Source organism: Pseudomonas sp. GM55 (genome assembly GCF_000282395.1).
Lineage (GTDB): Bacteria > Pseudomonadota > Gammaproteobacteria > Pseudomonadales > Pseudomonadaceae > Aquipseudomonas > Aquipseudomonas fluorescens_CC.
This window is the reverse complement of sequence record NZ_AKJJ01000001.1, coordinates 1-26,333: the sequence shown is the minus strand read 5'-3', so window position 1 is coordinate 26,333 and position 26,333 is coordinate 1. Positions and strand designations below refer to the sequence as shown.

Sequence of the window (26,333 nt, the reverse complement as noted above, 5' to 3'; positions counted from 1 at the left end):
GGGCAACTTGGGCCCAACTAATTTTAGAGGACCTCCACTTGCCTGTTTTTTCTTTGTTGCGCAATGCCGTGCTGGTGGGCGCAGGGCTGACAATTGCTGTCAGTGTCCAGGCCGCCAGCACTGTGCATATTTATAACTGGTCGGATTACATCGGCGAGACCACCCTGGCCGACTTCCAGAAAGAGACCGGAATCAAGCCGGTCTATGACGTCTTCGACTCTAACGAAACCCTGGAAGGCAAGTTGCTGGCCGGGCATACCGGCTATGACGTGGTCGTACCGTCGAATCACTTCCTCGGGAAGCAGATCAAGGCCGGTGCTTTCCAGAAGCTCGACAAGTCGCAGTTGCCGAATTACTCGAACCTCGACCCGGTGCTGCTCAAGCGTCTGGAGCAGAACGATCCGGGCAACCTGTACGCCGTGCCGTACCTGTGGGGCACCAACGGCATCGGTTACAACGTCGACAAGATCAAGGCTGTGCTGGGCGTCGACAAGATTGATTCCTGGAGCATGCTGTTCGAGCCTGAGAACATCAAGAAGCTGCACAAATGCGGCGTGGCGTTCCTCGATTCCGCTGATGAGATGATGCCGACGGTCCTTAACTACATGGGCCTGAATGCCAACAGCACCAACGAGGAAGACTACAAGAAGGCGACCGCCAAGTTGCTGGCCGTGCGGCCCTACGTCACCTACTTCAACTCGTCCAAGTACATCACCGACCTGGCTAACGGCGATATCTGTGTGGCGGTCGGGTTCTCTGGCGACATCTTCCAGGCCCGCAACCGTGCCAAGGAAGCCAAGAAAGGTATCAACATCGCCTACGCCATTCCGAAAGAAGGCGGCGCACTCTGGTTCGACATGCTGGCGATTCCGAAGGACTCGGCAAACGCGAAACAGGCCCACGCCTTCATCAACTATTTGCTGAAGCCTGAGGTTATCGCCCAGGTCAGTGATTACGTCGGCTATGCCAACCCTAACCCGGGGTCGGACAAACTGATGGAACAGTCCATTCGCACCGACGAAGCGGTTTACCCACCGCAAGAGGTACTCGACAAGACCTACGTGTCCGTCGAGTTACCACCGAAGATTCAACGCTTGATGACCCGCAGCTGGACCACGGTCAAGTCGGGTAAGTAGTTTCAAGGCTCAGACTATCCAAGGTTGGCTCACCTTGAGCGAACTGCACTCTTTTTTTTCGGGAGTTTCGTAAATGGCAGTTGCCTCCGGCGCCTATAAGAAAGCCCTCGAGGGCGACCAGCAACCTAAACAGGTGCTGGTCAAAATCGACCGGGTCACGAAGAAGTTCGACGAGACGATTGCCGTGGACGATGTGTCCCTGGAAATCAAGAAAGGCGAAATCTTCGCCCTGCTCGGCGGTTCGGGATCGGGCAAATCCACTTTGCTGCGCATGCTCGCAGGTTTCGAACGGCCTACGGAGGGGCGGATTTTCCTCGATGGCGTAGACATCACTGACATGCCGCCCTACGAGCGGCCGATCAACATGATGTTCCAGTCCTATGCCTTGTTCCCGCATATGACCGTAGCGCAGAACATCGCCTTCGGCCTCAAGCAGGACAAGATCCCGAACGCTGAAATCGACGCCCGCGTGGCCGAAATGCTCAAGCTGGTACAGATGAGCCAGTACGCCAAGCGCAAGCCGCATCAGTTGTCCGGCGGCCAGCGTCAGCGTGTGGCCCTGGCCCGTTCCCTGGCCAAGCGACCGAAGCTGCTGCTGCTCGACGAACCGATGGGCGCGCTGGACAAGAAACTGCGTTCGCAGATGCAGCTGGAGCTGGTGGAGATCATCGAGCGCGTCGGCGTAACCTGCGTCATGGTGACCCACGACCAGGAAGAGGCCATGACCATGGCCGAGCGCATCGCGATCATGCACCTGGGCTGGATCGCCCAGATCGGCAGCCCGATCGACATCTACGAAACCCCGACCAGCCGCCTGGTCTGCGAATTCATCGGTAACGTGAACATCTTCGAAGGCGAAGTGATCGAAGACGCCGAAGGCCACGCAACCATCACCTGCAAGGACCTGGACCGGCAGATCTACGTCGGCCACGGCATCAGCACCTCGGTGCAGGACAAGTCGGTCACCTACGCGATCCGTCCGGAAAAACTGCTGGTCACCGCTGACATGCCGACTTGCGAGTACAACTGGTCGAGCGGCAAGGTGCATGACATCGCCTACCTCGGCGGCCACTCGGTGTTCTACGTCGAACTGCCAAGCGGCAAGCTGGTGCAGTCGTTCGTGGCCAACGCCGAACGCCGTGGCACGCGTCCGACCTGGGGTGATCAGGTCTACGTGTGGTGGGAAGACGACAGCGGCGTGGTACTTCGCTCATGAACATGCGCAAATTAAAACGCCGTCTCAATCGAATAATTCCCGGTGGCCGTCAGATGGTCATCGGCATTCCATTCATCTGGCTGTTCCTGTTCTTCATGCTGCCGTTCTTCATCGTCCTGAAGATCAGCTTCGCCGAAGCAGACGTGGCCATTCCGCCGTACACCGAAATCTACAGCTACGCCGAGCAGAAGCTGCAGTTGCTGCTGAACCTGGGCAACTACGCGATGCTGGGCGGTGACGAACTGTACATCGCCGCTTACCTCGGCTCGTTGAAGATGGCGCTTTTCAGCACCATCCTCTGCCTGTTGATCGGTTACCCGATGGCCTACGGCATTTCCGTTGCCCGCAAGGAAGTGCAGACGGTGCTGGTGCTGCTGATCATGATGCCGACCTGGACCGCGATCCTGATCCGCGTCTATGCGTGGATGGGTATCCTCAGCAACAACGGCCTGCTCAATGGTTTCCTGATGAGCATGGGCTGGATCGACGAACCGCTGCAGATCCTCAACACCAACCTGGCGGTCTACATCGGCGTGGTTTATTCCTACCTGCCGTTCATGATCCTGCCGCTGTACGCCAACCTGGTGAAGCATGACCAGAGCCTGCTGGAAGCCGCATCGGACCTGGGTTCGAGCACGTTCAACAGCTTCTGGAAAATCACCGTGCCGCTGTCGAAAAACGGCATCATCGCCGGCTGCATGCTGGTGTTCATCCCGGTGGTGGGCGAGTTCGTGATTCCGGAACTGCTCGGCGGCCCGGAAACCCTGATGATCGGTAAAGTGCTCTGGCAAGAGTTCTTCAACAACCGTGACTGGCCGGTGGCGTCTGCCCTGGCGGTGGTGATGCTGGCGATCCTGATTGTGCCGATCATCCTGTTCAACCGCAGTCAGGCCAAGGAAATGGAGGGTAAAGAATGAAGCGCTTCCGTTTCTCCAGCCTGATGCTGGTACTGGGTCTGTTGTTCATCTACCTGCCGATGCTGATCCTGGTGATCTACTCGTTCAACGCCTCGAAGCTGGTGACGGTGTGGGGTGGCTGGTCGATCAAGTGGTACGTCGGCCTGCTCGATAACACCCAACTGATGGGGTCGGTGGTACGTTCGCTGGAAATCGCCTGCTACACGGCGGTGGCGGCGGTGGCACTGGGTACATTAGCGGCGTTCGTCCTGACGCGTATTACACGCTTCAAGGGCCGCACCCTGTTCGGTGGCCTGGTCACCGCGCCGCTGGTGATGCCGGAGGTGATCACCGGCCTGTCGCTGCTACTGCTGTTCGTGGCCATGGCGCAGATGATCGGCTGGCCGCAGGAACGCGGCATCGTCACCATCTGGATCGCCCACACCACGTTCTGCGCGGCCTATGTGGCGGTGGTGGTCTCGGCGCGCTTGCGTGAGCTGGACCTGTCCATCGAAGAGGCGGCCATGGACCTGGGCGCGAAACCGTGGAAGGTGTTCTTCCTGATCACCATCCCGATGATCGCCCCATCGCTGGCGGCCGGCGGCATGATGTCGTTCGCCCTGTCGCTGGATGACCTGGTGCTGGCGAGCTTCGTGTCGGGCCCGGGTTCCACGACCCTGCCGATGGAAGTGTTCTCGGCGGTGCGTCTGGGGGTCAAACCCGAGATCAATGCCGTGGCCAGCCTGATTCTGCTGGCAGTGTCGATCGTGACTTTCATGGTCTGGTTCTTCAGCCGTCGTGCCGAAGAAAGCCGCAAGCGTGCGATCCAGCAAGCGATCGAAGAAGCGGCAGCCGATTCGTGGAAGCAACCGGACGTGCGTCGCGCGCAGGCACCGGAAGCGGCTTGAGTCTGAAGTCGGGTTGGCCACAATTCCGTGACCAACCCAGATCCCAGTGGGAGCGGGCTTGCCCGCGATAGCGGACTGACAGTCAACATCTATGTTGAATGTGATGCCCTAATCGCGGGCAAGCCCGCTCCCACAGGTTTTTTTGGTGTTTAGGCGGTCCAGGGTGATTTGCGGATGACCTCGACGAAGTTCATCGGTTTGAACCCCGGCTCCTGATCCACCAGCACGTCGGTCTTCACATTACCGAAGGTGGTGTGCGGACGGTGGCGCAAGCCGTCGGCAAACGCGCAGATGATGCATTCCTTGAATCCCTCGCCCCGTGGATGCGCATGCACCACAGCTTCGCGCTGCACGGCGGAGAACGCCGCGTAGTCCATGCCCAGCACGTCCATCTCGACACCCGCCGTTACCAGCGCCACGGTGGGCCGCAAGTGCCGAGGCACACCCGGTGTGGTGTGCAGGGCAATCGATAGCCAGACCTGTTCGATATCGTCATCACTCAGTCCGTATGGTTTGAGGAATGCCGCTGCGGCGTTGGCCCCATCGACTTCGAAGCGCTCGTTGTCACTGCGATGACCCTCCACCAGGCCCAGGTCATGGAACATTGCCCCGACGTACAGCAACTCCGGGTTGTAGGCCAGTTGCTTGCGCTCACCGCTCAGTGCGCCGAACAGGAAGACCCGGCGCGAGTGGTGGTAGAGCAGGTCCGATTCGATGTCGCGGATGTATTCGGTGGTGGCCCTGGCCAATGCGCTGTCGGGGATCCTGATGCCGGCGATGGTGGTGCTCATGGGGTTTTCCTCGTCGTGAACGCCCTGTTGGCGCTGAGGGTTTCAGTCTGTTCCGGCCCCCGAAGCCGGACAATCGATCCATGGCTGCGATCCCGGCCAATGAGCGTGCATATCGCGCCAGCCTCGCTTGTTGGGCGGGTATTGGATAGGGTGCATGCAGACCCTGTAGGAGCGAGCTTGCTCGCGATGGACGTCAACGATGACGTGGGCTGCCTGGATGTACGCGGCGCTCTTGCGTACATCGCGAGCGAGCTCGCTCCTACAGGGAACGGTGCAATCAGATCCACAGGAGGCGATTCACGTCATGAGTAAAACCGTCGCCATCGTGGTGTTCGCCGGCGTCCAGTCGCTGGACGTCACCGGTCCCATGGATGTGTTTGCCGAGGCCAATCGTTTCCTCGCGCCCGAGGATCACTATCGGCTGGAGGTGATCGGCGTGGAGCGTGGGGTGATGGCGTGTTCCAACGGTCTGGCGCTGAACGCCCATCGGCATTTCAACGATGCGTTACAGGCCTATGACCTGCTGTTGGTTGCCGGTGGTCCGCAGTTGCCGTTCATGGATTTTGGCGCCGCGTTCGATGGCTGGTTGCGCGATGCCTGTGCGCGGGCCAGGCGTTTTGGTTCGATCTGCAATGGGGCGTTCATGCTCGCCCGGGCGGGGTTGCTGGAGGGGCGCACAGTCACCACGCATTGGCAGGACGCAGCGGATCTGGCGGCGCTGTGCCCTTCGTCCCGGGTTGAAGCGGATCGCCTTTACGTAGAAGACGGGGAGTTGTTCACCTCGGCCGGGGTCACGGCAGGGATTGATCTGTCTTTGTACCTGCTGGGGCGGGATCACGGGCCGGAAGTGGCGCTGAATGTCGCCAAGCGGCTGGTAGTGTTCACCCAGCGTTCGGGCGGGCAATCGCAGTTCAGCCCGTTCCTCACGCCCCACGCCGAACCGACCTCGGCAGTGGCGATGGTCCAGCATTACGTGTTGGCCAATCTGACCGGTGACTTGACCATTGCTGATCTGGCCAACGCCGCCAACATGAGCGCGCGCAATTTTTCCCGGGTGTTTGCCAGGGAAGCGAAAATCACCCCGGCCGAGTTCGTCGAACGCGCGCGGGTCGATGCGGCGCGAGTGATGCTCGAAAGCACTCGTGCGCCGCTCAAGACTGTGGCCTATCAATGCGGTTTTCGCGATGCCCAGCACATGCGCAGTGTGTTCAATCGCAGGCTGGGGGTGACACCTCACCAGTTCCGGCTGAACTTTGCGGCGATGGTTTGAAGCCTTGTGTTGTTCATTCGGGCCTCATCGCGGGCAAGCCCGCTCCCACAGGTTTCTCTGGTGTTCACAAAATTTGTGTTCGACACAGAACCCTGTAGGAGCGGGCTTGCCCGCGAAGAGGCCGGCCCGACCGGCGAAGATCTACTGCGCAGCCCGCGCCGGCAGCAGCTTCAAAGTGCTGCGGGTATTGGCCGTGACTTCTTCATCATTGACATGCGCCTGGTAGTAAACCCCTTCGATATAGGCTTCGGCCTGATCGTCGAAATGACGGTCGAACAGCACGCCGCTCTGGCCAACCGGGTTGACGGTCAGACTGTGGGCCGGGTCAGCGAAGTCGACCAGGCGTCGGGTCGAAGGGCCGTAGGTGACAGGCCACGGAGCCGGGCCGATTTTCGCCGAGAGGTTGTTCGGCACTTCATGGCTGCCGGGTGCGGCGAAAGGGCCGACATTGAAGATCAGGTCCAGCGGCTTTTGCTGCCCCAGCGGATGGCCATGGGTCAGCGTGTGCGCGCTGCCCCACTGCCATTGCCAGGCGTCTGCGCCGAGGGTGCTCTTGAGGTGCGCGATGCTGGCTTGCCAGGCTGCCTTGACCGTGTCGGCACGGGTTTCCTTGCCGAGGGTGCTGCGGTTGTCCCACCACGGTGAATCGGCAGTAGCGGCCAGGCGGGGGAGCGCGGCGTCGATCACCCGGGTCGAGAGCAGCGTTTCGAAGAAGTCGTTACCCAGCTCATCGCGCATCGTCACGTCAGTCAGGTTGAACAGGAACTGGTTGAACAGCGTGGCGCTGGTCGAGTCGAGCGGGTAATCGCCTTTCCACTGGGCCAGTTGCTCCACCAGTTTGAGTTCGGCGGGATCCTTCACCACTTCGCGCAACACCGGCAACAGCGGTGCCAGCAAGCGCGGGCCGTAGGCGGTGGTGGTACCCAGTTGCAGCTTCTGGCTGTTTTCCAGGTCCCACTTGATGGCTTTGTCGCTGAGCTGGCGATTGAGCTGCTGGCCACGATCGGCAAGGTTGTAATAACCGGGAATCTCCATGCCGGTCGGTGATACCGGCTGGAAGTTGGCCGAGACGATGTAGCCCCGCGCGGGGTTTTCTTCCTGGGGGTTGGTGCTGAACGGGTAGAAGCCGTCCTTGTCCGCCTCGGCGGTGCTGCCGTCGAGGATGAACCACGGGCGTACACCCGCCGAGCGTTTAGGCAATTGCGCCGCTGCCCACCAGCCGATGTCACCCTTGGCATTGGCCCAGACAACATTCAGGCCCGGGGCCTGGATTTTTGCTGCGGCACCGCGGGCCTTGGTCAGTGTGTCGGCGCGATTGAGCTGGTAGAAGCCCTCCAGGATCGGGTTCTGGCTTTCGAGAAAAGCCCACCACATGGCAATCGGCGTTTTGCCGACACTGTTGCCCAAGGCATCGTTGACGATCGGGCCGTGAGGCGACTGGCGCAGCACCAGGGTGACCGGGGCCTGGCCTTTGACCGCGATCTGCTGCTCGCTGGTCGTCATGTCCACCCAATTGCCGCGATACCAGACCTGGTTGGGGTTGTCCGGGTTGACCTTCTCGGCGATCAGGTCGAGGTCGTCGTTCTGGAACATGGTGATGCTCCAGCCGAAGTCGTGGTTCATGCCCAGGGAGGCGAACGGCATCAGGGCCTGATAGTGGCCGTAGAGTTCGAAGCCCGGCGCCGAGAGCTGCGCTTCGTACCACACCGATGGCGCGGAAAAACGGATATGCGGATCACCCGCCAGCAGCGGCTTGCCGCTTTGGGTCCGGCTGCCCGCGACGACCCAGGCGTTGCTGCCCTCGAACTGTGGCAGGCCGTTGTCAGCCAAGGCTTGTTCGCTCAGGCGGGCGAGGGCGTTGAGGTCTTTCCAGTCGGCACTGGCCAAGGCGGGCGCGGGCCCGTTGAGCACGCCTTTTGGTTGCCAGTCGAGATCGAAGACGTTCAGGTAGTCGGGCCCCAGCTGATCGCGCACGAATGTCAGCAAGGGTTCGGTACGAAAGGCCGCGGCAAAGCTGTAGGCCATGTACCCGGCAATACTGATGGTGTCCTGGGCGGTGAATGGGCGCTTGGGAATTCCCAGCACATCGAACTCCACGGGTTTGGCGTGGCTGTCCTGATACTGGTTGATGCCGTCCAGATAGGCTTGCATGGCGATGAAGGAAGGCGACTGCTTGTCGAGATTCGCCAGGTAAGTTTCGGCGCGTTCGCGAATGCGCAGGCTGCGCATCAGTTTGTCGGTGTCGAGCAGTTTCGGCCCGAGCACTTCAGCCAGTTCGCCACGGGCCAAACGACGCAGGACTTCCATCTGGAACAGGCGGTCTTGGGCATGCACGTAGCCGAGGGCGCGGTACAGGTCGGTTTCGTTGTCGGCGCGGATGTGCGGGACGCCACGCTCGTCGTAGCGCACGGTGACGGAGCCTTGCAGGTGTTGCAGTTCCACCATGCCCTGGCGTGACGGCTGCTTGCTGTAGAGGTACCCGCCGGCTCCGGCGGCCAGCACGACGATCAACAGAGCGAGAGCGGTCAGGCTGCGTTTCATGGCGACTCCTTGTTTTTATTGTGATTCCAGGGGCCACTGTGTAACACGGCGCGCCGATTTGGCGCATCGCCCGTAGGAGGGATTCGTATTACCGCGTCTTTCCCTGCTTCGCTGGATCGACAGGCCACGGGCAGTAACAACCCACGGCCAGTGTGTGGGTGGCACTCACTGTGCGGCCTTCATCCAGCGCCTGCAGGATGGGTTCGATAAAGCTGTTGCTGGAGTTGCAGGTCAGGCCTTCGCTGTACGGGCCGAAGTACGCCAGTTTGCCGCTGCGATCCCAGATCGCCACGGCCGGGCTGGCGGGGATCTGCTCGGAGCCGGGCAGGATGTCGATGGTTTTGAGGCTGCTCAAGGTGCTCGGCAACTGGCCATGGCTACCGGGTTTTTGCACGGCATAGAATTCCACGCCATGGGGTACGTAGCGCTCGACCAGTTCGGCCAGGTGTTGTTGATTGCCGACATTGCACGGGCAGGCCGGGTCCCAGAAATGCACCAGACGGATGGCGCCTGGGCCGGCGAGGGATTCGGGAAGGCGCAGCGGATCACCGGAAAACATCGCCGTGTGCTCGCTGAACGCCCGCAGGTAACGCCCCTGGAACCAGTCGTAGGCCGCCCACAACACGCCGGCACACACCACGGCGAGCAGGCTGGCAAACAGGGTGGTGCGAAAGGGCGGGCGCATCGGTTCAGTCCTCGAAGGCCGGCTAGCTTGCCATGCTTGCCGCGACAGAAGAATATCGCAGGCCTATAAAGTCCGTTTCACGCTCTGGAATCGTCCATGCCGGCTACTTTCGACCCCGATCTTCTACGTGCAGGCTTGCTGCCGCTGGCGGCCGGGCAGCCGTTGTCGGCGCAAGCGCAGGCTTACCAGCAGTTCTACGGGCTGGATTTTGCGTCGCGTCAGGTGCGCAGCGGTCTTGGGCGATTCGATGTCGATGGTTATGAACTGGTCAGCCAGTTCTGGTGGCCAGAGCAGGCGAAGGCGACGCTGTTTGTGATCCACGGTTTCTACGATCACACCGGGCTCTACCGGCATGTGATCGAGTGGGCGCTGGATCAGGGCTTTGCGGTGATTGCCTGCGACTTGCCGGGCCATGGCTTGTCCAGTGGCGAGCGGGCGAGCATCAAGGATTTCGCCGAGTATCAGGACGCGTTGCAAGGGTTGTTCCGCGAGGCGCAATCCCTCGACTTGCCGCAACCTTGGCACCTGTGCGGTCAGAGTACCGGCGGGGCGATCGTGATCGATCATGTGTTGAATGCAGGAGCGAACAGTCCGGCGCAGGGCCAGGTGATTCTGCTGTCGCCGCTGGTGCGGCCGCGGGCGTGGGGTTGGTCGCAGTTGAGTTACTACTTGCTCAAGCCTTTCGTCAAAGCCATTGCCCGGCGCTTCAGCGAGAACTCCAACGACCCGGCCTTTTTGCCGTTCCTGCAGGCCGATCCGTTGCAGCCGCTGCGCCTGCCGACAGCCTGGGTGGGCGCGCTGGCGCGCTGGATCAAACGCATCGAGGCCGCCCCCATGAGTCCCCGCCGGCCGCTGATCGTGCAGGGGCAGGCTGACATGACGGTGGATTGGGAGCACAACCTGGAAGTGTTGCGGGGCAAGTTTGATCGGCCGCAGGTGCTGATGCTGCCCGAGGCACGGCATCATCTGGCGAATGAAACGTTGGTGATGCGGCAGGAGTATTTCGGGTTTTTGACCAGGCGGATCAAGGGCCGAAATTCTTAGTGACTGTTCCGGCCCCATCGTCGGAACGCCGCCCGGGGCAAGCCCGCTCCCACAGTGTTTTGAGTCAACCCACAATTTTGTGATCACCGCAAAACCTGTGGGAGCGGGCTTGCCCGCGAAAGCGATCTACTTGGAAACGAATATCACTGGGTCAGGTTCGAATTGCTCTGCCCCACCGCCAAACCCGCCCGAATCGCCGCCAGCGCCGCTTGATAATAAGCCTGGCCTTCTGCCGATTCGGCAAAGGTCGCGAACTCTTCCAGCTCGTCGTCCGACAGGTCGCGATAGACATACAGCAGTGTGTTGTTGAGATCGCTGCCGATCTGGTCCATCAGGCGCTGGCGCTGGCCGTTGAGCATGCCCTGGGCCTGACCGGCACCGAGCAACCCCGGGATCATCGAGCTCAAGCTGTCGGCGGCAACCCCGGCAATCGCCAGGCTGACTTCGGCGCCGGCCTCGCGAGCGGGCAGGGCTTGTGCCAAATGGCCGATGATCAGCATGCGGCTGTCGCTGGCCTGCATCTTCGGCAGGCCCTTGGCGTTTTTCGCCAGTTGGTCGCGACGGGTCGCCAGCAACTCGGCGGCGACGATTTTCTTGCCCAGGGGCGATTGGAAAAACGTCAATGCGGGTTTGGGGTTGGCGAGGTTCTTGCGCAATTGCGTTTCGGCGCGCTGGTCCACGGCCTGGGGGGAAAAGCGCTGATTGCTGTTACTGACCAGTGCCTGAAACACCGCCGGAGGCAGGCTGCCCTGGTAGCGTTGCTGAGCAGCCGAGAGGGCGTCGTTGAAATGCGCGCGTTGTTCCGGCCAGCCGGCGACCTTGTACAACTGGTCGTGGCCGTCTGCCCAGGCGGGCAAAACGCAGAACATCAGCAGTGATAAAAGCAAACGGCGCATAGGGACTCCAGTCAGCAGGCGACTATTCTCCGTGCGGCATCCGTACTTGTCGAGAATTCGTATCAACCCGCTGCGCGGCTCTGTCGGATTTTCGGGCGCAGGAATACTATGCGCGACATGCAAATATCCTCTGATCACCCGCTGCTGTTACGAATCGTCGACGACCTGGCCGAGCACGGCTGGTCGCAGCAGAATATTTTCCTGTCTCAGGACCTGACCCGAGCGCTGGCGGCCGAGTGTCGTAAACGTGCTGCCGAGGGTGAGCTGGCTCCGGCCGCGGTGGGCCGCGGGCCCTCATCGGAGATCCGCGAAGGGATTCGTGGCGACCATATCCAGTGGATCGACCCCGGCCAGGCCGAGGCTTGCGACAGCTATCTGAGTTTGATGGACAGCTTGCGCGAAGCGATCAATCGCGGTCTGTTTCTCGGCCTGGAGGATTTCGAAAGCCATTTTGCGATGTACCCGCCCGGTGCGTTCTACCTGCAGCACGTCGACCGCTTTCGCGATGACGACCGGCGCATGGTTTCGGCGGTGGTTTACCTTAATGACGGCTGGCTTCCCGAACACGGCGGCCAGTTGCGCATGTACCTCGACAATGATCGCGTCTACGACGTGGAACCTGTCGGTGGCTGCCTGGTGGTGTTTCTCTCCGGAGAGGTTCCCCACGAAGTCCTGCCCGCGACCCGGGATCGACTGTCGCTGACCGGCTGGTTCCGGCGGCGCGGCAACGAGCCGTTCTGATCATGCGAAAAATTCTCGTCAGCCGCTGCCTGTTGGGCCACAGGGTTCGTTACGACGGCGGGGCCAGCGGGCCGTTCGATCAGCTTCAGCAGTGGCTTGATGAAGGGCGGGTCGTGCCGTTGTGCCCGGAGGTCGCTGGCGGCTTGCCAACGCCACGACCCGCAGCGGAAATTCCAGGCGGGCAGGGCGCGCAAGTCCTCGATGGCCAGGCGTTGGTGATCACTGTCGAAGGCGAGGACGTCAGCGCGGCGTTTTTGTCGGGGGCGTATCAGGCGCTGGAGCTGGTGCAAAAGCATGGCATCCGCATCGCCGTCCTCAAGGCCAACAGCCCGTCCTGCGGCAATCTGTTGACCTATGACGGGACGTTCAGCGGCGTGAAGGTCAGCGGTGAGGGCGTGACGGCGGCGCTGCTCAAGCGCCATGGGGTGCAGGTGTTCAGTGAGTTGGAGTTGCCGCAAGCGGCGGCGGCCCTGGCAACACTGAGTTAACACCGAACACCCATCCTTGTAGGAGCTGGCTTGCCAGCGAAGAGGGCGTCACAGTCAATAAAAATGTTGGCTGGAAGACCGTCTTCGCTGGCAAGCCAGCTCCTACAGGTTATTGTTTCGGCACCACATCCGCATCCGCCCCCAACCACTTCTGCTCCAGCGCTTGCAGTCGCCCATCATCCTTGATTCGCTGCAATGCGTTTTCCAGGCTGGCATGGAACGCCGGATTACCTTTCTGAAACGGAATCGCCAGGCTCACGGCCGGGTTGGTTTTGGGCTTCTCTTCTGTCAGCGACTGCACCAGCAGAATGGAGCGCGGCTCTTCTTTCTGCGCGATCAACTGCGCATGGGTCTGAATGTAAGGCTCGCTGAAATCGAAACGATCCTTTAGATCGGGGGTCTCTGCGATGTGATTGATGGCGATGTCGTATTTGCCGCTTTCAACGCCGGTCAACAGATCGTTGGAATCGGTGACGACAAAGTCGGCGCGCACATCCAGTTCGTTGGCCAGCATTTGACCCAGTTCGACTTCGAAGCCCGCAAGATTGCCGTCTTCCTTGAAGTTGAAGGGGGGTGTATTGGCTTCAAGGGCAATGCGCAATTCGCCGCGGTCATTCACGTCGTCAATCAGTTCGGCATGAGCCAAAGGGCTCAAAAGGGGTAGCAGGCAGATCAGGCCAGGCAGAAAGCGCATGGTCACTCCTTTGAATTTTTTATCGCGACCCTCTGATTCAGGCTCGCTTTGCTATGGTTGTCGAGTGCCTTCGACAACAAATGGCTCTGAAGTTGTCATGACCACGCGGATTTTACGGAAAAACTGGAGAAGAGAATGAAAACCTTTATGTCACGTGCTGCTTTGGCTGGCCTGTTGATGGGTGTTTCGGTGCTGGCCAGTGCTGCAACGCCGGCTCCGAAAGGCGCCGAAGTGTCCATCGTATCTCCCAAGGATGGAGCGACGATTCCACAGACAGTCGTCGTCAAGTTCGCGGTCGAGAACATTGCCCTGGCACCGGCGGGTGATACCACCAAGAACACCGGTCATCACCACGTACTGATCGACGTCGATGAGCTGCCAGCCGCCGGTGCGCCGATCCCCAAGGATGCCAACCACCTGCATTTCGGCGGTGCGCAGACCCAGGCTGAAATAACGCTCACACCGGGCAAGCACACCTTGCAGCTTGAACTGGGCGATAGCAACCACATGCCGTTCGATCCGCCGATCGTTTCCGAGAAGATCACCGTCAACGTTAAGTAACTTTGTTGCCGTGAATGAAAAAGGGAGCCCGAAGGCTCCCTTTTTTGTCGCTCAAGTCGCGATCAGAACAACACCCGGCTACGGATGGTGCCCTTGACGTGTTGCAGCTTCTCTTGCGCCAGGTCCGAGTACTCGGCGTCGACGTCGATCACCACGTAGCCGACCTTCTCGTTGGTCTGCAGGAACTGGCCGGAGATGTTGATGCCGTTTTCGGCGAAGACCTTGTTGATCTCGCTCATCACACCCGGGATGTTTTCGTGGATGTGCAGCAGGCGGTGCTTGCCAGGGTGAGCCGGCAGGGCCACTTCCGGGAAGTTAACGGACGATACCGAAGTACCGTTGTCGCTGTACTTGACCAGTTTTTCCGCCACTTCCAGACCGATGTTGGCCTGGGCTTCAGCGGTAGAGCCGCCGATGTGCGGGGTCAGGATCACGTTGTCCAGGCCACGCAGCGGGCTCTCGAACTCTTCGTCGTTGGAGCGAGGTTCCACCGGGAATACGTCGATGGCCGCACCGATCAGGTGTTTGTCCTTGATCGCGTCCGCCAGGGCGTCCAGTTCGACCACGGTGCCGCGGGCGGCGTTGATCAGGATGCCGCCTTTCTTGATAGCGCGGATTTCCTTCTCGCCCATCATCCACTGGGTGGCGGCGGTTTCCGGTACGTGCAGCGAAACGATGTCGGACATCGCCAGCAGCTCGTGCAGGTTGCCTACCTGAGTGGCGTTACCCAATGGCAGCTTGGTGATGGTGTCGTAGAAGTACACCTGCATGCCCAGGCCTTCCGCCAGGACCGACAGTTGAGTACCGATCGAGCCGTAACCGACGATACCCAGCTTCTTGCCACGGATTTCGAAGGAGTTGGCCGCGCTCTTGATCCAGCCGCCACGGTGGCAGGAAGCGTTCTTCTCAGGGATGCCGCGCAACAGCAGGATCGCTTCGGCCAGCACCAGTTCCGCTACGGAGCGGGTGTTGGAGTACGGCGCGTTGAACACCGCGATGCCGCGTTCGCGGGCAGCGTCCAGGTCGACCTGGTTGGTGCCGATGCAGAAACACCCTACAGCCACCAGCTTCTTCGCGTGATCGAAGATCTCTTCGGTCAGTTGAGTGCGCGAGCGAATGCCGATGAAGTGAGCATCAGCGATCTTTTCCTTGAGCTGGGCTTCCGGCAGAGAACCAGTGAGGTACTCGATGCTGGTGTAGCCCGCCGCCTTGAGGACGTCGACAGCCGATTGGTGGACGCCTTCGAGAAGAAGGAACTTGATCTTGCTCTTATCGAGAGAAGTCTTGCTCATCTGCGTAAACCTGTATCCCGGAGAAAAATGGCAGGAAATGGTCAACAGATGCTGACCCGGACGGCAACAAAACCGTCGCCGCAGAACAGCCGTTGGGCACTATGCTGCGGGGTCGGTATGCTAGCATATGCGCCCCGCTAAACACTCATTCCTGCGACGTGAAGCGTTCTCAGGATGACCATGAATTGTTCGAGAGTTCTGTCGATGACCAATCCTGCCCTGATTGATGAGCTGAAGACCCTGGTTGAGCCTGGCAAGGTGCTGACCGATGCCGACTCCCTGAATGCTTACGGAAAGGATTGGACCAAGCATTTCGCCCCGGCCCCGACCGCCATCGTGTTCCCCAAGACCACCGAGCAGGTCCAGGCCATTGTCCTGTGGGCCAATAAGCACAAGGTGGCGCTGGTGCCATCCGGCGGTCGTACCGGGTTGTCCGCCGCTGCCGTGGCAGCCAATGGCGAAGTGGTCGTGTCGTTCGACTACATGAACCAGATCCTCGACGTAAACCTCACTGACCGCACCGCCGTGTGTCAGCCGGGCGTGGTCACCGAGCAGCTGCAGAACGTGGCCGAAGAAAAAGGCCTGTACTACCCGGTGGACTTCGCTTCGGCCGGTTCCAGCCAGATTGGCGGCAATATCGGCACCAATGCCGGCGGGATCAAGGTGATTCGCTACGGCATGACCCGTAACTGGGTGGCCGGCATGAAAGTCGTCACCGGCAAGGGCGATGTGCTGGAACTGAACCGCGACCTGATCAAGAACGCCACCGGCTACGACATGCGTCAGCTGTTCATTGGTGCCGAAGGCACCCTCGGGTTCGTGGTCGAGGCGACCATGCGCCTGGATCGCGCGCCGAAAAACCTCACCGCGATGGTTCTCGGCACCGCCGATTTCGACTCGATCATGCCGGTGCTGCACGCGTTCCAGAGCAAGCTCGACTTGACCGCCTTCGAATTTTTCTCCGACAAAGCCCTGGCCAAAGTCATGGCTCGTGGCGATGTGCCGGCGCCGTTCGAGTCCGACTGCCCGTTCTACGCACTGCTGGAATTCGAAGCGACCACCGAAGAAGTGGCCAACCATGCCCTGGAAACCTTCGAGCACTGCGTCGAGCAGGGCTGGGTACTGGACGGCGTGATGAGCCAGAGCGAAACCCAGTTGCAGAACCTGTGGAAGCTGCGCGAATACATCTCCGAAACCATTTCCCACTGGACGCCGTACAAGAACGACATTTCGGTTACCGTGTCGAAAGTCCCGGCGTTCCTGAAGGAAATCGACGCGATCGTCGGCGAACACTACCCGGACTTCGAAATCGTCTGGTTCGGCCACATCGGCGACGGCAACCTGCACCTGAACATCCTCAAGCCGGATAACCTGAGCAAGGACGAGTTCTTCGCCAAGTGCGCCACCGTCAACAAGTGGGTGTTCGAAACCGTCGAGAAATACAACGGTTCGATCTCCGCCGAGCACGGCGTGGGCATGACCAAGCGTGACTACTTGACCTACAGCCGTTCACCGGTTGAGATCGAGTATATGAAGGCCGTCAAAGCGGTGTTCGACCCGAATGGCATCATGAACCCGGGCAAGATCTTCGCTGTTTGATTTTCGAATTCAAGAGCTACGAACCAGGAGTCGGTCCATGAGCTATCAGCACCAGTATGTCGACGGTACGCGCATTCATTTCCCGTTGGGGAAAGTGGTGTGCATCGGCCGTAACTACGCCGAACACGCCAAGGAACTGGATAACCCGGTGCCGACCGAGCCACTGCTGTTCATCAAACCGGGCAGTTGCGTGGTGCCGCTGGAAGGCGGTTTCAGCATTCCGACCGAGCGCGGTTCGGTGCATTACGAAGCGGAAATCGCAGTCTTGATCGGCAAGCCGTTGTCGACCAAGCCGAGTCGTGAAGAAGTGCTCGACGCCATCTCCGGTTTCGCTCCAGCCCTGGACCTGACCCTGCGCGACAAGCAGGCCGAGCTGAAATCCAAGGGTTTGCCTTGGGAAATCGCCAAGTCCTTCGACGGTGCGGCAGTGATTGCTCCGTTCGTGTCCGGCAGCACCTTTGTCGACCTGACCGACATCGGCATCCGCTTGACCATCAACGGTGAAGTGCGCCAGGACGGCAACAGCAGCGCAATGCTCAACCCGATCGTGCCGATGATCCAGCACATGGCCGGCTGCTTCTCGTTGCAGGCCGGGGACGTGATCCTCACCGGCACGCCAGTGGGCGTTGGTCCGCTGAATGTCGGTGATGAGATCGTTCTGGAACTGCCGGGCGCCAGCCGGTTTACCAGCAGCGTTCGCTGATCCACCCCTGCCCCCTGTAGGAGCTGGCTTGCCAGCGAAGAGGCCTTGGCAGTCAACATCCATGTTGACTGTGACACCAGCCTTCGCTGGCAAGCCAGCTCCTGCAGCTATTACCCCTAGCCTGAATTTCTGGAACGCATTCTCCGATGGCCACTCCTCCGCTTTCCACGCTTAAACCTGCCCGCCGCTCACGCTTCGCCCTGCGTTGGCAAATCTGGCTACTGCTGGTGGCCGTTGTCGCCTACGGCGTTGCATTTGCCATGCACTGGGATGCGCGGGGCGTGCTTTGGGTGAAAGAGCAATTCAAAAGTCCGGCCGAGCGTCAGGCCAGTGTCTGGCTTCCGGACTATCGGGCTGTGATCGATGCCAAGCCGTTGCCGGGGATGGAGAAGGACGAAGCATCGGACCTGGCCTATGACCCCCAGACCAAAACCCTGTTTTCGGTCATGGGCAAGAACCCGTTCCTGGTCGAGCTGACGTTGCAGGGCGATGTGCTGCGCAAAATGCCGCTGGTGGGTTGGAGCAATCCTGAAGGCGTTGCCGTACTGGGTAACGGCCTGTTGGCGATTGTCGATGAGCGCGAGCACCTGATCACTATCGTCAAAGTCGATGCCGACACCCGCGAACTGAACATCGCCGATTTCCCGAAATACGACCTGGGGCCTTCCAAAGACCAGAACAAGGCCTTCGAAGGTGTCACCTGGGACTCGAGTAATCAGCAGTTGGTGCTGGGCGAGGAGCGTCCGCCGGCATTGTTTGTCTGGAAAGGCGACGGCAAGGTCCTTACCGGTGACAAACTGAAACTGGCCAGCCATGCGCTGGATATGCGCAACCTGTCGGCACTGGCCATCGACCCGCGGACCGGCCATATGCTGGTACTGTCCGCCGAGTCTCACCTGTTGCTGGAGCTGGACAAGAAGGGTGAACAGGTCAGTTTCATTACCCTGTTGCGTGGCTTCAACGGCCTGAAACATACCATTCCGCGTGCCGAAGGCGTCGCCATGGACGAGGCGGGCACGCTGTACATGGTGAGTGAGCCGAACCTGTTTTATCGCTTCGAAAAACAGCACTGACGTTTACGATTTGCAGGATTGCCTGTGCTCGGTTGTAGGATCGGGTCCGTGGCCATTAAGCTTCAGTTCAGACAGGCGTGATATTTCATCCGCCTGTCTTGAACCCGAGCCCGCCCGAATGCATCGATTTGCCCGCCCCAAATCCCTGATTCTGATCCTGTCGGTGGTCTCGCTGATCGCATTGATTGCGCTCGGTCAGTACCAGCGCCTGTTCGAGCGCGCCTGGTTCAATCTGCATGCGCTATGGCAGCCGGTGAGTTCCCGGTCCATGGGCCTTGACCAATATCAGGTCGTGACCGAAGCGCAGGTGATCGATAGCCAGGTTGAAAACATTTCAGCGTTGACCTACGACCCGGTGCGCAAAAGCCTGTTCACCGTTACCAATAAGCGAAGCGAGTTGATCGAGTTGTCCCTCGACGGCAGGATTTTGCGCCGTGTGGCACTGGTTGGCTTCGGCGATCCCGAGGCGGTGGAGTTCATCAGCGCCGACACCTATGTGGTCGCTGACGAAAGCCAGCAGCGTCTGATCAAGATTCATCTGGAGCAGGGCACGACCTTCGTCGACGCGGCAGACGCCGAGCAAGTGACCATCGGCGTACACATGAGCAACAACAAGGGCTTCGAGGGGTTGGCTTACGACTCGGTGGGCAAGCGCCTGTTCGTGGCCAAGGAGCGCGATCCGATGCTGATCTACGAGGTACACGGCTTTCCGCGCTTCAATCCTGAAGAATCCTACTCGGTGCATGTGATCAACGACCCCAAGCGTGATGCCGGGATGTTTGTGCGGGATCTGTCGAGCCTGCAGTACGACGAGCGCAGCGGGCATTTGCTGGCGCTGTCGGATGAGTCGCGGTTGATTCTGGAGCTGGATGTGGATGGGCGTCCGCTGAGCACAATGTCATTGAGCAAGGGGAGCCAGGGTCTGCAGAAAAACGTGCCGCAAGCGGAGGGGATCGCCATGGGAGATGACGGTACGCTGTACCTGGTGAGTGAGCCGAATTTGTTTTACGTGTTCAAGAAGCCAACACAACCCTAGGCTTTTGTAGGCGCTGGCTTGCCAGCGATGAGGCCATGACATTCAACATGTTCGTTGGCTGTTACACCGCTATCGCTGGCAAGCCAGCTCCTACAGGGTTCTCTGGTTGCTTTATTCAGCGCGCAGGGTCTTCACGCCTTCGCTTGTACCCAGCAGCAACAGATCCGCCGGACGCGCCGCGAACAGACCATTGGTGACCACGCCGACGATCGCGTTGATCTGCGTCTCCAGCTCCACCGGATTGGTGATCTGCATGTTGAACACGTCGAGGATGATGTTGCCGTTGTCGGTGACTACGCCTTCACGGTAGACCGGGTCGCCACCGAGCTTTACCAGCTCACGGGCCACATGGCTGCGGGCCATCGGGATCACTTCCACCGGCAGTGGGAAGGTGCCGAGGACCGGCACCAGTTTGCTGGCGTCGGCGATGCAGATGAAAGTCTTGGCAACGGCTGCGACAATTTTCTCGCGGGTCAGGGCTGCGCCGCCGCCCTTGATCAGGTTCAGGTGCTCGTCGCTTTCATCGGCACCGTCGACATAGAACTCCAGGTCGCTGACGGTGTTCAGTTCGTATACCGGAATCCCGTGGCCCTTGAGGCGCGCGGCAGTGGCTTCGGAACTGGCGACGGCGCCATCGAATGCGCCCTTGTGTCGGGCCAGGGCATCGATGAAGCAGTTGGCGGTGGAGCCGGTGCCGACCCCGACGATGCTCTTGTCGTCGAGTTTCGGAAGGATGAAGTCGACGGCGGCCTGAGCCACTGCCTGTTTGAGTTGATCCTGGTTCATGCGGGCTCCGAGGTGCCGAAGAGAGAACGAAAGGCCGGCATTATAGGCTTCGGGGCGGGGAAGGTCATTGCCCGATTGGCGGGTCAAATGCGCACACCTGTGACCCCGACAACTGTAGGAGCGAGCTTGCTCGCGATGGTCGTGAACGATAACGCTTGAAACCAGATACCCAGCGGTGTTCTTGGGTTTTTCGCGAGCAGGCTCGCTCCTACAGGTGATGATCTCTTTAGGGGGCCTTAAAACCACCGGTTTAATGTGGTCGTGCGGACAAAAGCCGGGTTAGACTCCGTGGTCCTGCCCAACCCGCTCAGTGATGCTTTCCGATGCTTGAACAGTACGTCAAAAAGATCCTCACCTCGCGCGTTTATGACGTTGCCGTAGAAACCCCGTTGCAGACTGCCCGCCAGCTCTCCGAGCGGCTGGGCAACAGCATTTGGCTCAAGCGCGAAGACTTGCAGCCGGTGTTCTCGTTCAAGATTCGCGGCGCCTACAACAAGTTGACCCAGTTGAGCGACGAAGAGCGCGCTCGCGGCGTGGTCACCGCGTCGGCGGGCAACCATGCGCAAGGCCTGGCCCTGGCGGCGAAGGTGCTGGGTGTGAAAGCGACCATCGTCATGCCCAAGACCACCCCGGAGATCAAGGTCGAAGGCGTGCGTTCACGCGGCGGTAAAGTGGTGCTGCACGGCGATTCGTTCCCGGAAGCCCTGGCGTACTCGCTGAAACTGGTCGATGAAAAAGGCTACGTCTACATTCACCCCTACGACGATCCCCACACCATTGCCGGGCAGGGCACCGTGGCCATGGAGATTCTGCGCCAGCATCCGCAACCATTGGATGCGATTTTCGTCCCGGTCGGCGGCGGCGGCCTGATCGCCGGCATCGCCGCATACGTGAAGTACCTGCGCCCGGACATCAAGATCATCGGCGTCGAACCGGATGACTCCAATTGCCTGCAAGCCGCCATGGCGGCGGGCGAGCGTGTGGTGTTGCCGACTGTGGGTCTCTTCGCCGACGGTGTCGCGGTGGCCCAGATCGGTCAGCACACCTTTGACATCTGTAAGGATCATGTCGATGAAGTGATAACCGTCAGCACCGACGAAATCTGTGCTGCCATCAAGGACATCTACGACGATACCCGCTCGATCACCGAACCTGCCGGCGCCTTGGGCGTGGCCGGGATCAAGAAATATGTCGAGCAGCGCGGCGTCAGCGGCCAGACTTTCGTGGCCATCGACTCCGGGGCCAACGTCAACTTCGATCGCCTGCGCCACGTCGCCGAGCGTGCGGAGCTGGGCGAGGGTCGCGAAGCCATCATCGCCGTGACCATTCCCGAAAAGCCGGGCAGCTTCAAGGCGTTCTGCGAGGCTATTGGCAAGCGCCAGATCACCGAGTTCAACTACCGCTACAACACCGGCAGCGAAGCGCACATCTTTGTCGGCGTGCAGACTCACCCGGAAAACGACCCGCGCAGCGCACTGATCGCCAGCCTGAGCGAGCAAGGTTTCCCGGTGCTGGACCTGACCGACAACGAACTGGCCAAGCTGCACATCCGCCACATGGTGGGCGGGCGTGCGGCGCACGTGGTCGATGAAGTGATTCTGCGTTTCGAATTCCCGGAGCGCCCGGGCGCGCTGTTCAACTTCCTCAACAAACTCGGCGGGCGCTGGAACATCTCGATGTTCCACTACCGCAATCATGGCGCAGCGGATGGCCGGGTCGTCGCGGGCCTGCAAGTGCCCCACGACGAGCGCCACCTGGTGCCGGCGGCGCTGGAAGAAATCGGCTACCCGTACTGGGACGAAAGCGACAACCCGGCCTATCAGCTGTTTCTTGGCTGAGGGGCTACGCTGATGGGCAGGTCATAAGGAAATCGAACAATGGAAACGTTAACTGCCCTGAAAGCGGCGCACATGGTGGCAACGGTTGTACTGCTGGCTTGTGCGCTGGGTCTGGGAGTCTGGGTCTTGCTTGCGCGGCGCAACGGTGATGCGACAGCGGCAAGCCGCACCCTGCAACGGCCACGCGTATTTGTCTGGCTGTTGATGGGGCTGGCGCTGCTGAGCATGCCGTTTACCGGCTGGTGGATGGTGCATCTGGTGGGCTGGCCGCTGGGGCAGACCTGGTTGCTGGCCTCCAGCGTGCTTTACACCGTGGCGGCGCTGGCGTGGTTCTGGTTGCTGGTGCGGCTGAACAAGCTGCGCAAGACGCCGGGGGGCGCGGGTAAATTCACCTTTGCCTTGGCGTTGTTCAGCTTTGTTTGCTTTGTTGCCATTGCCGGGTTGATGGGCGCCAAGCCGGTCTAACACTTCAAGCCGGGTTGCCCCAATCGCGGGCAAGCCAGATCCCTGTGGGAGCTGGCTTGCCAGCGATAGCTATATCAGTCGCGCAACGAAATCACCGGCCAGCCACGCTTCTCGGCCTCGGCCCGCAGGTTCGGATCCGGATCAACCGCCACCGGGTTCGTCACCTGCTCCAGCAACGACAAGTCGTTCATCGAGTCGCTATAGAAGTAGCTGTCTTCCAGCGTATACCCGGTTTCCTCCAGCCAGCGATTCAACCGCGTCACCTTGCCTTCACGGAAGCACGGCACATCGGTGCTGCGTCCGGTGTAGCGGCCATCGACCATTTCGCACTCGGTGGCGATCAGGGTGTCGACGCCCAGGCGCTCGGCAATGGGGCCTGTGACGAAGCGGTTGGTCGCCGTGATGATCACCAGTTTGTCGCCGGCATCGCGGTGCTTCTTCAGCAGCTCAAGTCCCTTGGGCAGCACGATCGGTTCGATGCAGTCGCGCATGTAGTCGCTGTGCCACTGATCCAGCGTGGCCATTTCGGTGCGGCCGAGGACTTCAAGGCAGAAGTTCAGGTACGCGTCGTTATCCAGCTTGCCGGCCAGGTAATCCTGATAGAACTCGTCGTTGCGAGTCTTGTAGGCAACGGCGTCGAGAAAGCCGCGCTCGCACAGGTAATCGCCCCAGGCGTGATCACTGTCACCGCCCAGAAGAGTGTTGTCCAAATCGAATAAAGCCAGGCGCATTGCAGTTACCCGCTGAAAAGTCAGTAAAAAGGCGACAAGAATACGGTCTTTTCACAAGAGTGCACATAAGGTAGGAACCTTCGTTGCCGCCTTCACGACCTTTGTGGAACAATGCGGCGACATGCGTTTGCGAGGTTGTTGCCGTGATCGACCCCGATGGTTTTCGCCCCAATGTCGGGATCATTCTGACGAATGACGCCGGCCAGGTGCTATGGGCTCGCCGAATCAATCAGGATGCCTGGCAGTTTCCGCAGGGGGGAATCAACCCCGAAGAGACGCCGGAAGACGCCTTGTACCGCGAGCTGAACGAAGAAGTAGGCCTGGAGCGCGAAGATGTTGAAATTCTCGCCTGCACCCGGGGCTGGTTGCGCTATCGTTTGCCGCAACGTCTGGTACGTACCCACAGCCAACCGCTGTGCATCGGCCAGAAACAGAAATGGTTTCTCCTGCGCCTGATCTCCAACGAGCAGCGGGTGCGGATGGATTTGACCGGTAAACCGGAATTCGATGGCTGGCGCTGGGTCAGCTATTGGTATCCGTTGGGCCAGGTGGTGACATTCAAGCGCGAGGTGTATCGCCGCGCCCTCAAAGAGCTTGCCCCGCGCCTTTTAGCGCGCGACTGACGACGGAGTTCGACCCCGAGCCATGCTCAATACGCTGCGCAAGATCGTCCAGGAAGTTAACTCCGCCAAGGATCTCAAGGCGGCGTTGGGGATTATTGTGTTGCGCGTCAAAGAGGCCATGGGCAGCCAGGTCTGCTCGGTCTACCTGCTTGACCCCGAGACCAACCGTTTCGTGCTGATGGCCACCGAGGGCTTGAACAAGCGCTCGATCGGCAAGGTCAGCATGGCCCCCAATGAAGGTCTGGTCGGCCTGGTCGGCACGCGTGAAGAACCCCTGAACCTCGAAAACGCCGCGGATCACCCGCGCTACCGCTACTTTGCCGAGACCGGCGAGGAGCGCTACGCCTCGTTCCTCGGGGCGCCGATCATTCACCACCGCCGCGTCGTCGGCGTGTTGGTCATCCAGCAAAAAGAACGTCGCCAGTTCGATGAGGGTGAAGAAGCCTTCCTCGTGACCATGAGCGCGCAGCTCGCCGGCGTTATCGCCCACGCCGAAGCCACCGGTTCGATCCGTGGCCTGGGCCGTCAGGGCAAAGGTATCCAGGAGGCCAAGTTCATCGGCGTGCCGGGTTCGCCGGGTGCGGCAGTCGGGACGGCGGTGGTCATGCTGCCACCGGCGGACCTGGACGTGGTGCCCGACAAGAACATCACCGACATCGAAGCCGAGCTGGGGCTGTTCAAGACCGCAATCGAAGGCGTACGCGCCGACATGCGCGCGTTGTCCGCCAAGCTTGCCACGCAGTTGCGCCCGGAAGAGCGGGCCTTGTTCGACGTCTACCTGATGATGCTCGACGATGCCGCGCTGGGCAACGAAGTCACCACGGTGATCAAGACCGGTCAGTGGGCCCAGGGCGCGTTGCGCCAGGTGGTCACCGATCACGTCAACCGTTTCGAATTGATGGACGACGCTTACCTGCGCGAGCGTGCCTCGGACGTCAAGGACCTCGGTCGGCGCTTGCTGGCTTATTTGCAGGAAGAGCGCCAGCAAACTCTGGTCTACCCCGACAACACCATTCTGGTCAGCGAGGAACTGACGCCGGCAATGCTCGGCGAGGTTCCGGAAAGCAAGCTGGTGGGCCTGGTTTCGGTACTCGGTTCCGGTAACTCCCACGTCGCGATCCTGGCACGCGCCATGGGTATTCCGACGGTAATGGGCCTGGTCGATCTGCCGTATTCCAAAGTCGATGGCATCGACATGATCGTCGATGGGCACCGGGGCGAGGTCTATACAAACCCCAGCGACGTGCTGCGCAAGCAGTTCGCCGAAGTGGTCGAGGAAGAGAAACAACTGGCCCTGGGGCTGGACGCGTTGCGCGACCTGCCGTGTATCACGGTCGATGGCTACCGCATGCCGCTATGGGTCAACACCGGCTTGCTGGCCGACGTGGCGCGGGCGCAGAAGCGTGGCGCCGAGGGCGTCGGGCTGTACCGTACCGAAGTGCCGTTCATGATCAACCAGCGCTTCCCGAGCGAAAAGGAGCAACTGGCGATCTACCGCGAGCAACTCGCCGCGTTCCACCCGCAACCGGTGACCATGCGCACCCTGGACATCGGCGGCGACAAGTCGCTGTCGTACTTCCCGATCAAGGAAGACAACCCGTTCCTCGGCTGGCGTGGCATTCGCGTCACCCTCGACCACCCGGAAATTTTCCTGGTGCAGACCCGGGCCATGCTCAAGGCCAGTGAAGGCCTGAACAACCTGCGGATTCTGCTGCCGATGATCTCCGGCACCCATGAGCTGGAAGAAGCCCTGCACCTGATCCACCGGGCCTGGGGCGAAGTGCGCGACGAAGGCTGCGACGTACCGATGCCGCCGGTTGGCGTGATGATCGAGATTCCGGCGGCGGTGTATCAGACCAAGGAACTGGCGCGGCAAGTGGACTTCCTTTCGGTCGGTTCCAACGACCTGACCCAGTACCTGCTGGCCGTGGACCGCAACAACCCGCGGGTGGCCGATCTTTACGACTACCTGCACCCGGCGGTGCTGCAAGCCTTGCAAACCGTCGTGCGCGACGCCCATGCCGAAGGCAAGCCGGTGAGCATCTGCGGTGAAATGGCCGGTGACCCGGCGGCGGCCGTGCTGTTGATGGCGATGGGTTTCGACAGCCTGTCGATGAACGCCACCAACTTGCCGAAGGTGAAGTGGATGCTGCGTCAGATCAACCTCAGCAAGGCCAAGGAGTTGCTGGCGGAACTGATGACCATCGACAACCCGCAAGTGATTCACAGCTCGCTGCAGCTGGCGCTGAAGAACCTCGGGCTGGCACGGATGATCAACCCGGCTGCGGTCAAGCCCCTTTAAACATTCAATGGCCCCATC

At 60.4% G+C, this 26,333-nt stretch carries 25 protein-coding genes; 17 read left to right on the top strand and 8 right to left on the bottom strand.

Translation table 11 applies throughout. From position 1 onward, the window contains the following. Positions 1–38 precede the first annotated feature (38 nt). The 4 genes from PMI31_RS00125 to PMI31_RS00110 all read left to right on the top strand — a co-directional run bounded on the left by PMI31_RS00125 (position 39) and on the right by PMI31_RS00110 (position 4,156). Complete coding sequence (locus PMI31_RS00125) at positions 39–1,136, top strand: polyamine ABC transporter substrate-binding protein (protein WP_008015389.1); 1,098 nt, start codon at positions 39–41, stop codon at positions 1,134–1,136. Positions 1,137–1,209: 73 nt separating this feature from the next. After that, complete coding sequence (locus tag PMI31_RS00120; RefSeq protein ID WP_008015388.1) at positions 1,210–2,352, top strand: ABC transporter ATP-binding protein; 1,143 nt, start codon at positions 1,210–1,212, stop codon at positions 2,350–2,352. Between the two features lie 35 nt (positions 2,353–2,387). Continuing rightward, positions 2,388–3,269, top strand: coding sequence for an ABC transporter permease subunit (locus PMI31_RS00115; RefSeq protein WP_238539257.1), 882 nt, complete (start codon positions 2,388–2,390; stop codon positions 3,267–3,269). Next, a complete protein-coding gene (locus PMI31_RS00110) occupies positions 3,266–4,156 on the top strand; it encodes an ABC transporter permease subunit (RefSeq protein ID WP_008015386.1) in 891 nt (296 codons plus the stop codon). Before PMI31_RS00115 ends, PMI31_RS00110 begins: the two co-directional genes overlap by 4 nt. A gap of 149 nt (positions 4,157–4,305) precedes the next feature. Here the strand turns inward: PMI31_RS00110 and PMI31_RS00105 are convergent, their stop codons facing one another. Beyond that, positions 4,306–4,947, bottom strand: coding sequence for an HD domain-containing protein (locus PMI31_RS00105; protein WP_008015384.1), 642 nt, complete (start codon positions 4,945–4,947; stop codon positions 4,306–4,308). A gap of 304 nt (positions 4,948–5,251) precedes the next feature. Between PMI31_RS00105 and PMI31_RS00100 the strand changes: the two genes are divergently transcribed. Further along, positions 5,252–6,217, top strand: a complete 966-nt coding sequence (locus PMI31_RS00100) for a GlxA family transcriptional regulator (RefSeq protein ID WP_008015382.1) — start codon at positions 5,252–5,254, stop codon at positions 6,215–6,217. 141 nt (positions 6,218–6,358) lie between these two features. On the opposite strand, the gene PMI31_RS00095 is transcribed toward PMI31_RS00100, so the two are convergent. Both PMI31_RS00095 and PMI31_RS00090 read right to left on the bottom strand, forming a co-directional pair. Next, entirely contained in the window at positions 6,359–8,758 is a 2,400-nt protein-coding gene (locus tag PMI31_RS00095; RefSeq protein ID WP_008015380.1) for a penicillin acylase family protein, read from the bottom strand. Positions 8,759–8,846: 88 nt separating this feature from the next. Further along, positions 8,847–9,443 carry a DUF6436 domain-containing protein gene (locus PMI31_RS00090; protein ID WP_008015377.1) on the bottom strand — a complete coding sequence of 199 codons (597 nt, stop codon included), beginning with the start codon at positions 9,441–9,443 and terminating at the stop codon, positions 8,847–8,849. 96 nt (positions 9,444–9,539) lie between these two features. Between PMI31_RS00090 and PMI31_RS00085 the strand changes: the two genes are divergently transcribed. Then, positions 9,540–10,487 (top strand): alpha/beta hydrolase, encoded by a 948-nt coding sequence (locus tag PMI31_RS00085; RefSeq protein WP_008015375.1) that lies wholly within the window; start codon positions 9,540–9,542, stop codon positions 10,485–10,487. Positions 10,488–10,630: 143 nt separating this feature from the next. On the opposite strand, the gene PMI31_RS00080 is transcribed toward PMI31_RS00085, so the two are convergent. Next, the gene (locus tag PMI31_RS00080) at positions 10,631–11,383 is read right to left on the bottom strand and encodes a DUF2059 domain-containing protein (protein WP_008015373.1); all 753 of its coding nucleotides are present in this window, start codon (positions 11,381–11,383) and stop codon (positions 10,631–10,633) included. A 108-nt stretch (positions 11,384–11,491) separates the two neighbouring features. Between PMI31_RS00080 and PMI31_RS00075 the strand changes: the two genes are divergently transcribed. Together PMI31_RS00075 and PMI31_RS00070 are read left to right on the top strand one after the other, a co-directional pair. Continuing rightward, positions 11,492–12,124, top strand: coding sequence for a 2OG-Fe(II) oxygenase (locus tag PMI31_RS00075; protein WP_008015371.1), 633 nt, complete (start codon positions 11,492–11,494; stop codon positions 12,122–12,124). 2 nt (positions 12,125–12,126) lie between these two features. Further along, entirely contained in the window at positions 12,127–12,612 is a 486-nt protein-coding gene (locus tag PMI31_RS00070) for a DUF523 domain-containing protein (RefSeq protein WP_008015369.1), read from the top strand. Positions 12,613–12,721: 109 nt separating this feature from the next. On the opposite strand, the gene PMI31_RS00065 is transcribed toward PMI31_RS00070, so the two are convergent. After that, a complete protein-coding gene (locus PMI31_RS00065; protein WP_008015367.1) occupies positions 12,722–13,306 on the bottom strand; it encodes a transporter substrate-binding domain-containing protein in 585 nt (194 codons plus the stop codon). 135 nt (positions 13,307–13,441) lie between these two features. Between PMI31_RS00065 and PMI31_RS00060 the strand changes: the two genes are divergently transcribed. Then, positions 13,442–13,867: a DUF4399 domain-containing protein gene (locus tag PMI31_RS00060; RefSeq protein ID WP_008015365.1), complete on the top strand. Its 426-nt coding sequence runs from the start codon at positions 13,442–13,444 to the stop codon at positions 13,865–13,867. A gap of 62 nt (positions 13,868–13,929) precedes the next feature. On the opposite strand, the gene serA is transcribed toward PMI31_RS00060, so the two are convergent. After that, positions 13,930–15,159, bottom strand: a complete 1,230-nt coding sequence (gene serA, locus PMI31_RS00055; protein WP_008015363.1) for a phosphoglycerate dehydrogenase — start codon at positions 15,157–15,159, stop codon at positions 13,930–13,932. A 204-nt stretch (positions 15,160–15,363) separates the two neighbouring features. On the opposite strand from serA, the gene PMI31_RS00050 reads away from it, so the two are divergent. The 4 genes from PMI31_RS00050 to PMI31_RS00035 all read left to right on the top strand — a co-directional run bounded on the left by PMI31_RS00050 (position 15,364) and on the right by PMI31_RS00035 (position 19,570). Further along, the gene (locus PMI31_RS00050; RefSeq protein WP_043302073.1) at positions 15,364–16,758 is read left to right on the top strand and encodes an FAD-binding oxidoreductase; all 1,395 of its coding nucleotides are present in this window, start codon (positions 15,364–15,366) and stop codon (positions 16,756–16,758) included. Positions 16,759–16,795: 37 nt separating this feature from the next. Beyond that, complete coding sequence (locus tag PMI31_RS00045; protein WP_008015360.1) at positions 16,796–17,461, top strand: fumarylacetoacetate hydrolase family protein; 666 nt, start codon at positions 16,796–16,798, stop codon at positions 17,459–17,461. Positions 17,462–17,607: 146 nt separating this feature from the next. Then, positions 17,608–18,534 (top strand): SdiA-regulated domain-containing protein, encoded by a 927-nt coding sequence (locus PMI31_RS00040; RefSeq protein WP_008015358.1) that lies wholly within the window; start codon positions 17,608–17,610, stop codon positions 18,532–18,534. 118 nt (positions 18,535–18,652) lie between these two features. Next, positions 18,653–19,570: an SdiA-regulated domain-containing protein gene (locus tag PMI31_RS00035; RefSeq protein ID WP_008015357.1), complete on the top strand. Its 918-nt coding sequence runs from the start codon at positions 18,653–18,655 to the stop codon at positions 19,568–19,570. A gap of 111 nt (positions 19,571–19,681) precedes the next feature. Here the strand turns inward: PMI31_RS00035 and rpiA are convergent, their stop codons facing one another. Further along, positions 19,682–20,356, bottom strand: a complete 675-nt coding sequence (gene rpiA, locus PMI31_RS00030; protein WP_008015355.1) for a ribose-5-phosphate isomerase RpiA — start codon at positions 20,354–20,356, stop codon at positions 19,682–19,684. 323 nt (positions 20,357–20,679) lie between these two features. On the opposite strand from rpiA, the gene ilvA reads away from it, so the two are divergent. Together ilvA and PMI31_RS00020 are read left to right on the top strand one after the other, a co-directional pair. Then, positions 20,680–22,194 carry a threonine ammonia-lyase, biosynthetic gene (ilvA, locus tag PMI31_RS00025; protein ID WP_008015353.1) on the top strand — a complete coding sequence of 505 codons (1,515 nt, stop codon included), beginning with the start codon at positions 20,680–20,682 and terminating at the stop codon, positions 22,192–22,194. 39 nt (positions 22,195–22,233) lie between these two features. Next, positions 22,234–22,659 (top strand): DUF2269 domain-containing protein, encoded by a 426-nt coding sequence (locus PMI31_RS00020; RefSeq protein ID WP_008015352.1) that lies wholly within the window; start codon positions 22,234–22,236, stop codon positions 22,657–22,659. A gap of 74 nt (positions 22,660–22,733) precedes the next feature. Here PMI31_RS00020 and PMI31_RS00015 read toward each other — a convergent pair whose 3' ends face one another. Next, entirely contained in the window at positions 22,734–23,390 is a 657-nt protein-coding gene (locus tag PMI31_RS00015; protein ID WP_008015351.1) for an HAD family hydrolase, read from the bottom strand. A gap of 143 nt (positions 23,391–23,533) precedes the next feature. Between PMI31_RS00015 and PMI31_RS00010 the strand changes: the two genes are divergently transcribed. Together PMI31_RS00010 and ptsP are read left to right on the top strand one after the other, a co-directional pair. Beyond that, positions 23,534–24,013, top strand: coding sequence for an RNA pyrophosphohydrolase (locus PMI31_RS00010; RefSeq protein ID WP_003229203.1), 480 nt, complete (start codon positions 23,534–23,536; stop codon positions 24,011–24,013). Positions 24,014–24,035: 22 nt separating this feature from the next. Then, entirely contained in the window at positions 24,036–26,315 is a 2,280-nt protein-coding gene (ptsP, locus tag PMI31_RS00005) for a phosphoenolpyruvate--protein phosphotransferase (RefSeq protein ID WP_008015350.1), read from the top strand. Positions 26,316–26,333: the final 18 nt, after the last annotated feature.

Bases quoted from the DNA above. Each gene is read 5' to 3' on its own strand.
- PMI31_RS00120 (WP_008015388.1), top strand. From the start codon at position 1,210: ATGGCAGTTGCCTCCGGCGCCTATAAGAAAGCCCTCGAGGGCGACCAG.
- PMI31_RS00110 (WP_008015386.1), top strand. From the start codon at position 3,266: ATGAAGCGCTTCCGTTTCTCCAGCCTGATGCTGGTACTGGGTCTGTTG.
- PMI31_RS00105 (WP_008015384.1), bottom strand. From the start codon at position 4,947: ATGAGCACCACCATCGCCGGCATCAGGATCCCCGACAGCGCATTGGCC.
- PMI31_RS00100 (WP_008015382.1), top strand. From the start codon at position 5,252: ATGAGTAAAACCGTCGCCATCGTGGTGTTCGCCGGCGTCCAGTCGCTG.
- PMI31_RS00095 (WP_008015380.1), bottom strand. From the start codon at position 8,758: ATGAAACGCAGCCTGACCGCTCTCGCTCTGTTGATCGTCGTGCTGGCC.
- PMI31_RS00090 (WP_008015377.1), bottom strand. From the start codon at position 9,443: ATGCGCCCGCCCTTTCGCACCACCCTGTTTGCCAGCCTGCTCGCCGTG.
- PMI31_RS00085 (WP_008015375.1), top strand. From the start codon at position 9,540: ATGCCGGCTACTTTCGACCCCGATCTTCTACGTGCAGGCTTGCTGCCG.
- PMI31_RS00080 (WP_008015373.1), bottom strand. From the start codon at position 11,383: ATGCGCCGTTTGCTTTTATCACTGCTGATGTTCTGCGTTTTGCCCGCC.
- PMI31_RS00075 (WP_008015371.1), top strand. From the start codon at position 11,492: ATGCGCGACATGCAAATATCCTCTGATCACCCGCTGCTGTTACGAATC.
- PMI31_RS00070 (WP_008015369.1), top strand. From the start codon at position 12,127: ATGCGAAAAATTCTCGTCAGCCGCTGCCTGTTGGGCCACAGGGTTCGT.
- PMI31_RS00065 (WP_008015367.1), bottom strand. From the start codon at position 13,306: ATGCGCTTTCTGCCTGGCCTGATCTGCCTGCTACCCCTTTTGAGCCCT.
- PMI31_RS00060 (WP_008015365.1), top strand. From the start codon at position 13,442: ATGAAAACCTTTATGTCACGTGCTGCTTTGGCTGGCCTGTTGATGGGT.
- serA (WP_008015363.1), bottom strand. From the start codon at position 15,159: ATGAGCAAGACTTCTCTCGATAAGAGCAAGATCAAGTTCCTTCTTCTC.
- PMI31_RS00050 (WP_043302073.1), top strand. From the start codon at position 15,364: ATGACCAATCCTGCCCTGATTGATGAGCTGAAGACCCTGGTTGAGCCT.
- PMI31_RS00045 (WP_008015360.1), top strand. From the start codon at position 16,796: ATGAGCTATCAGCACCAGTATGTCGACGGTACGCGCATTCATTTCCCG.
- PMI31_RS00040 (WP_008015358.1), top strand. From the start codon at position 17,608: ATGGCCACTCCTCCGCTTTCCACGCTTAAACCTGCCCGCCGCTCACGC.
- PMI31_RS00035 (WP_008015357.1), top strand. From the start codon at position 18,653: ATGCATCGATTTGCCCGCCCCAAATCCCTGATTCTGATCCTGTCGGTG.
- rpiA (WP_008015355.1), bottom strand. From the start codon at position 20,356: ATGAACCAGGATCAACTCAAACAGGCAGTGGCTCAGGCCGCCGTCGAC.
- ilvA (WP_008015353.1), top strand. From the start codon at position 20,680: ATGCTTGAACAGTACGTCAAAAAGATCCTCACCTCGCGCGTTTATGAC.
- PMI31_RS00020 (WP_008015352.1), top strand. From the start codon at position 22,234: ATGGAAACGTTAACTGCCCTGAAAGCGGCGCACATGGTGGCAACGGTT.
- PMI31_RS00015 (WP_008015351.1), bottom strand. From the start codon at position 23,390: ATGCGCCTGGCTTTATTCGATTTGGACAACACTCTTCTGGGCGGTGAC.
- ptsP (WP_008015350.1), top strand. From the start codon at position 24,036: ATGCTCAATACGCTGCGCAAGATCGTCCAGGAAGTTAACTCCGCCAAG.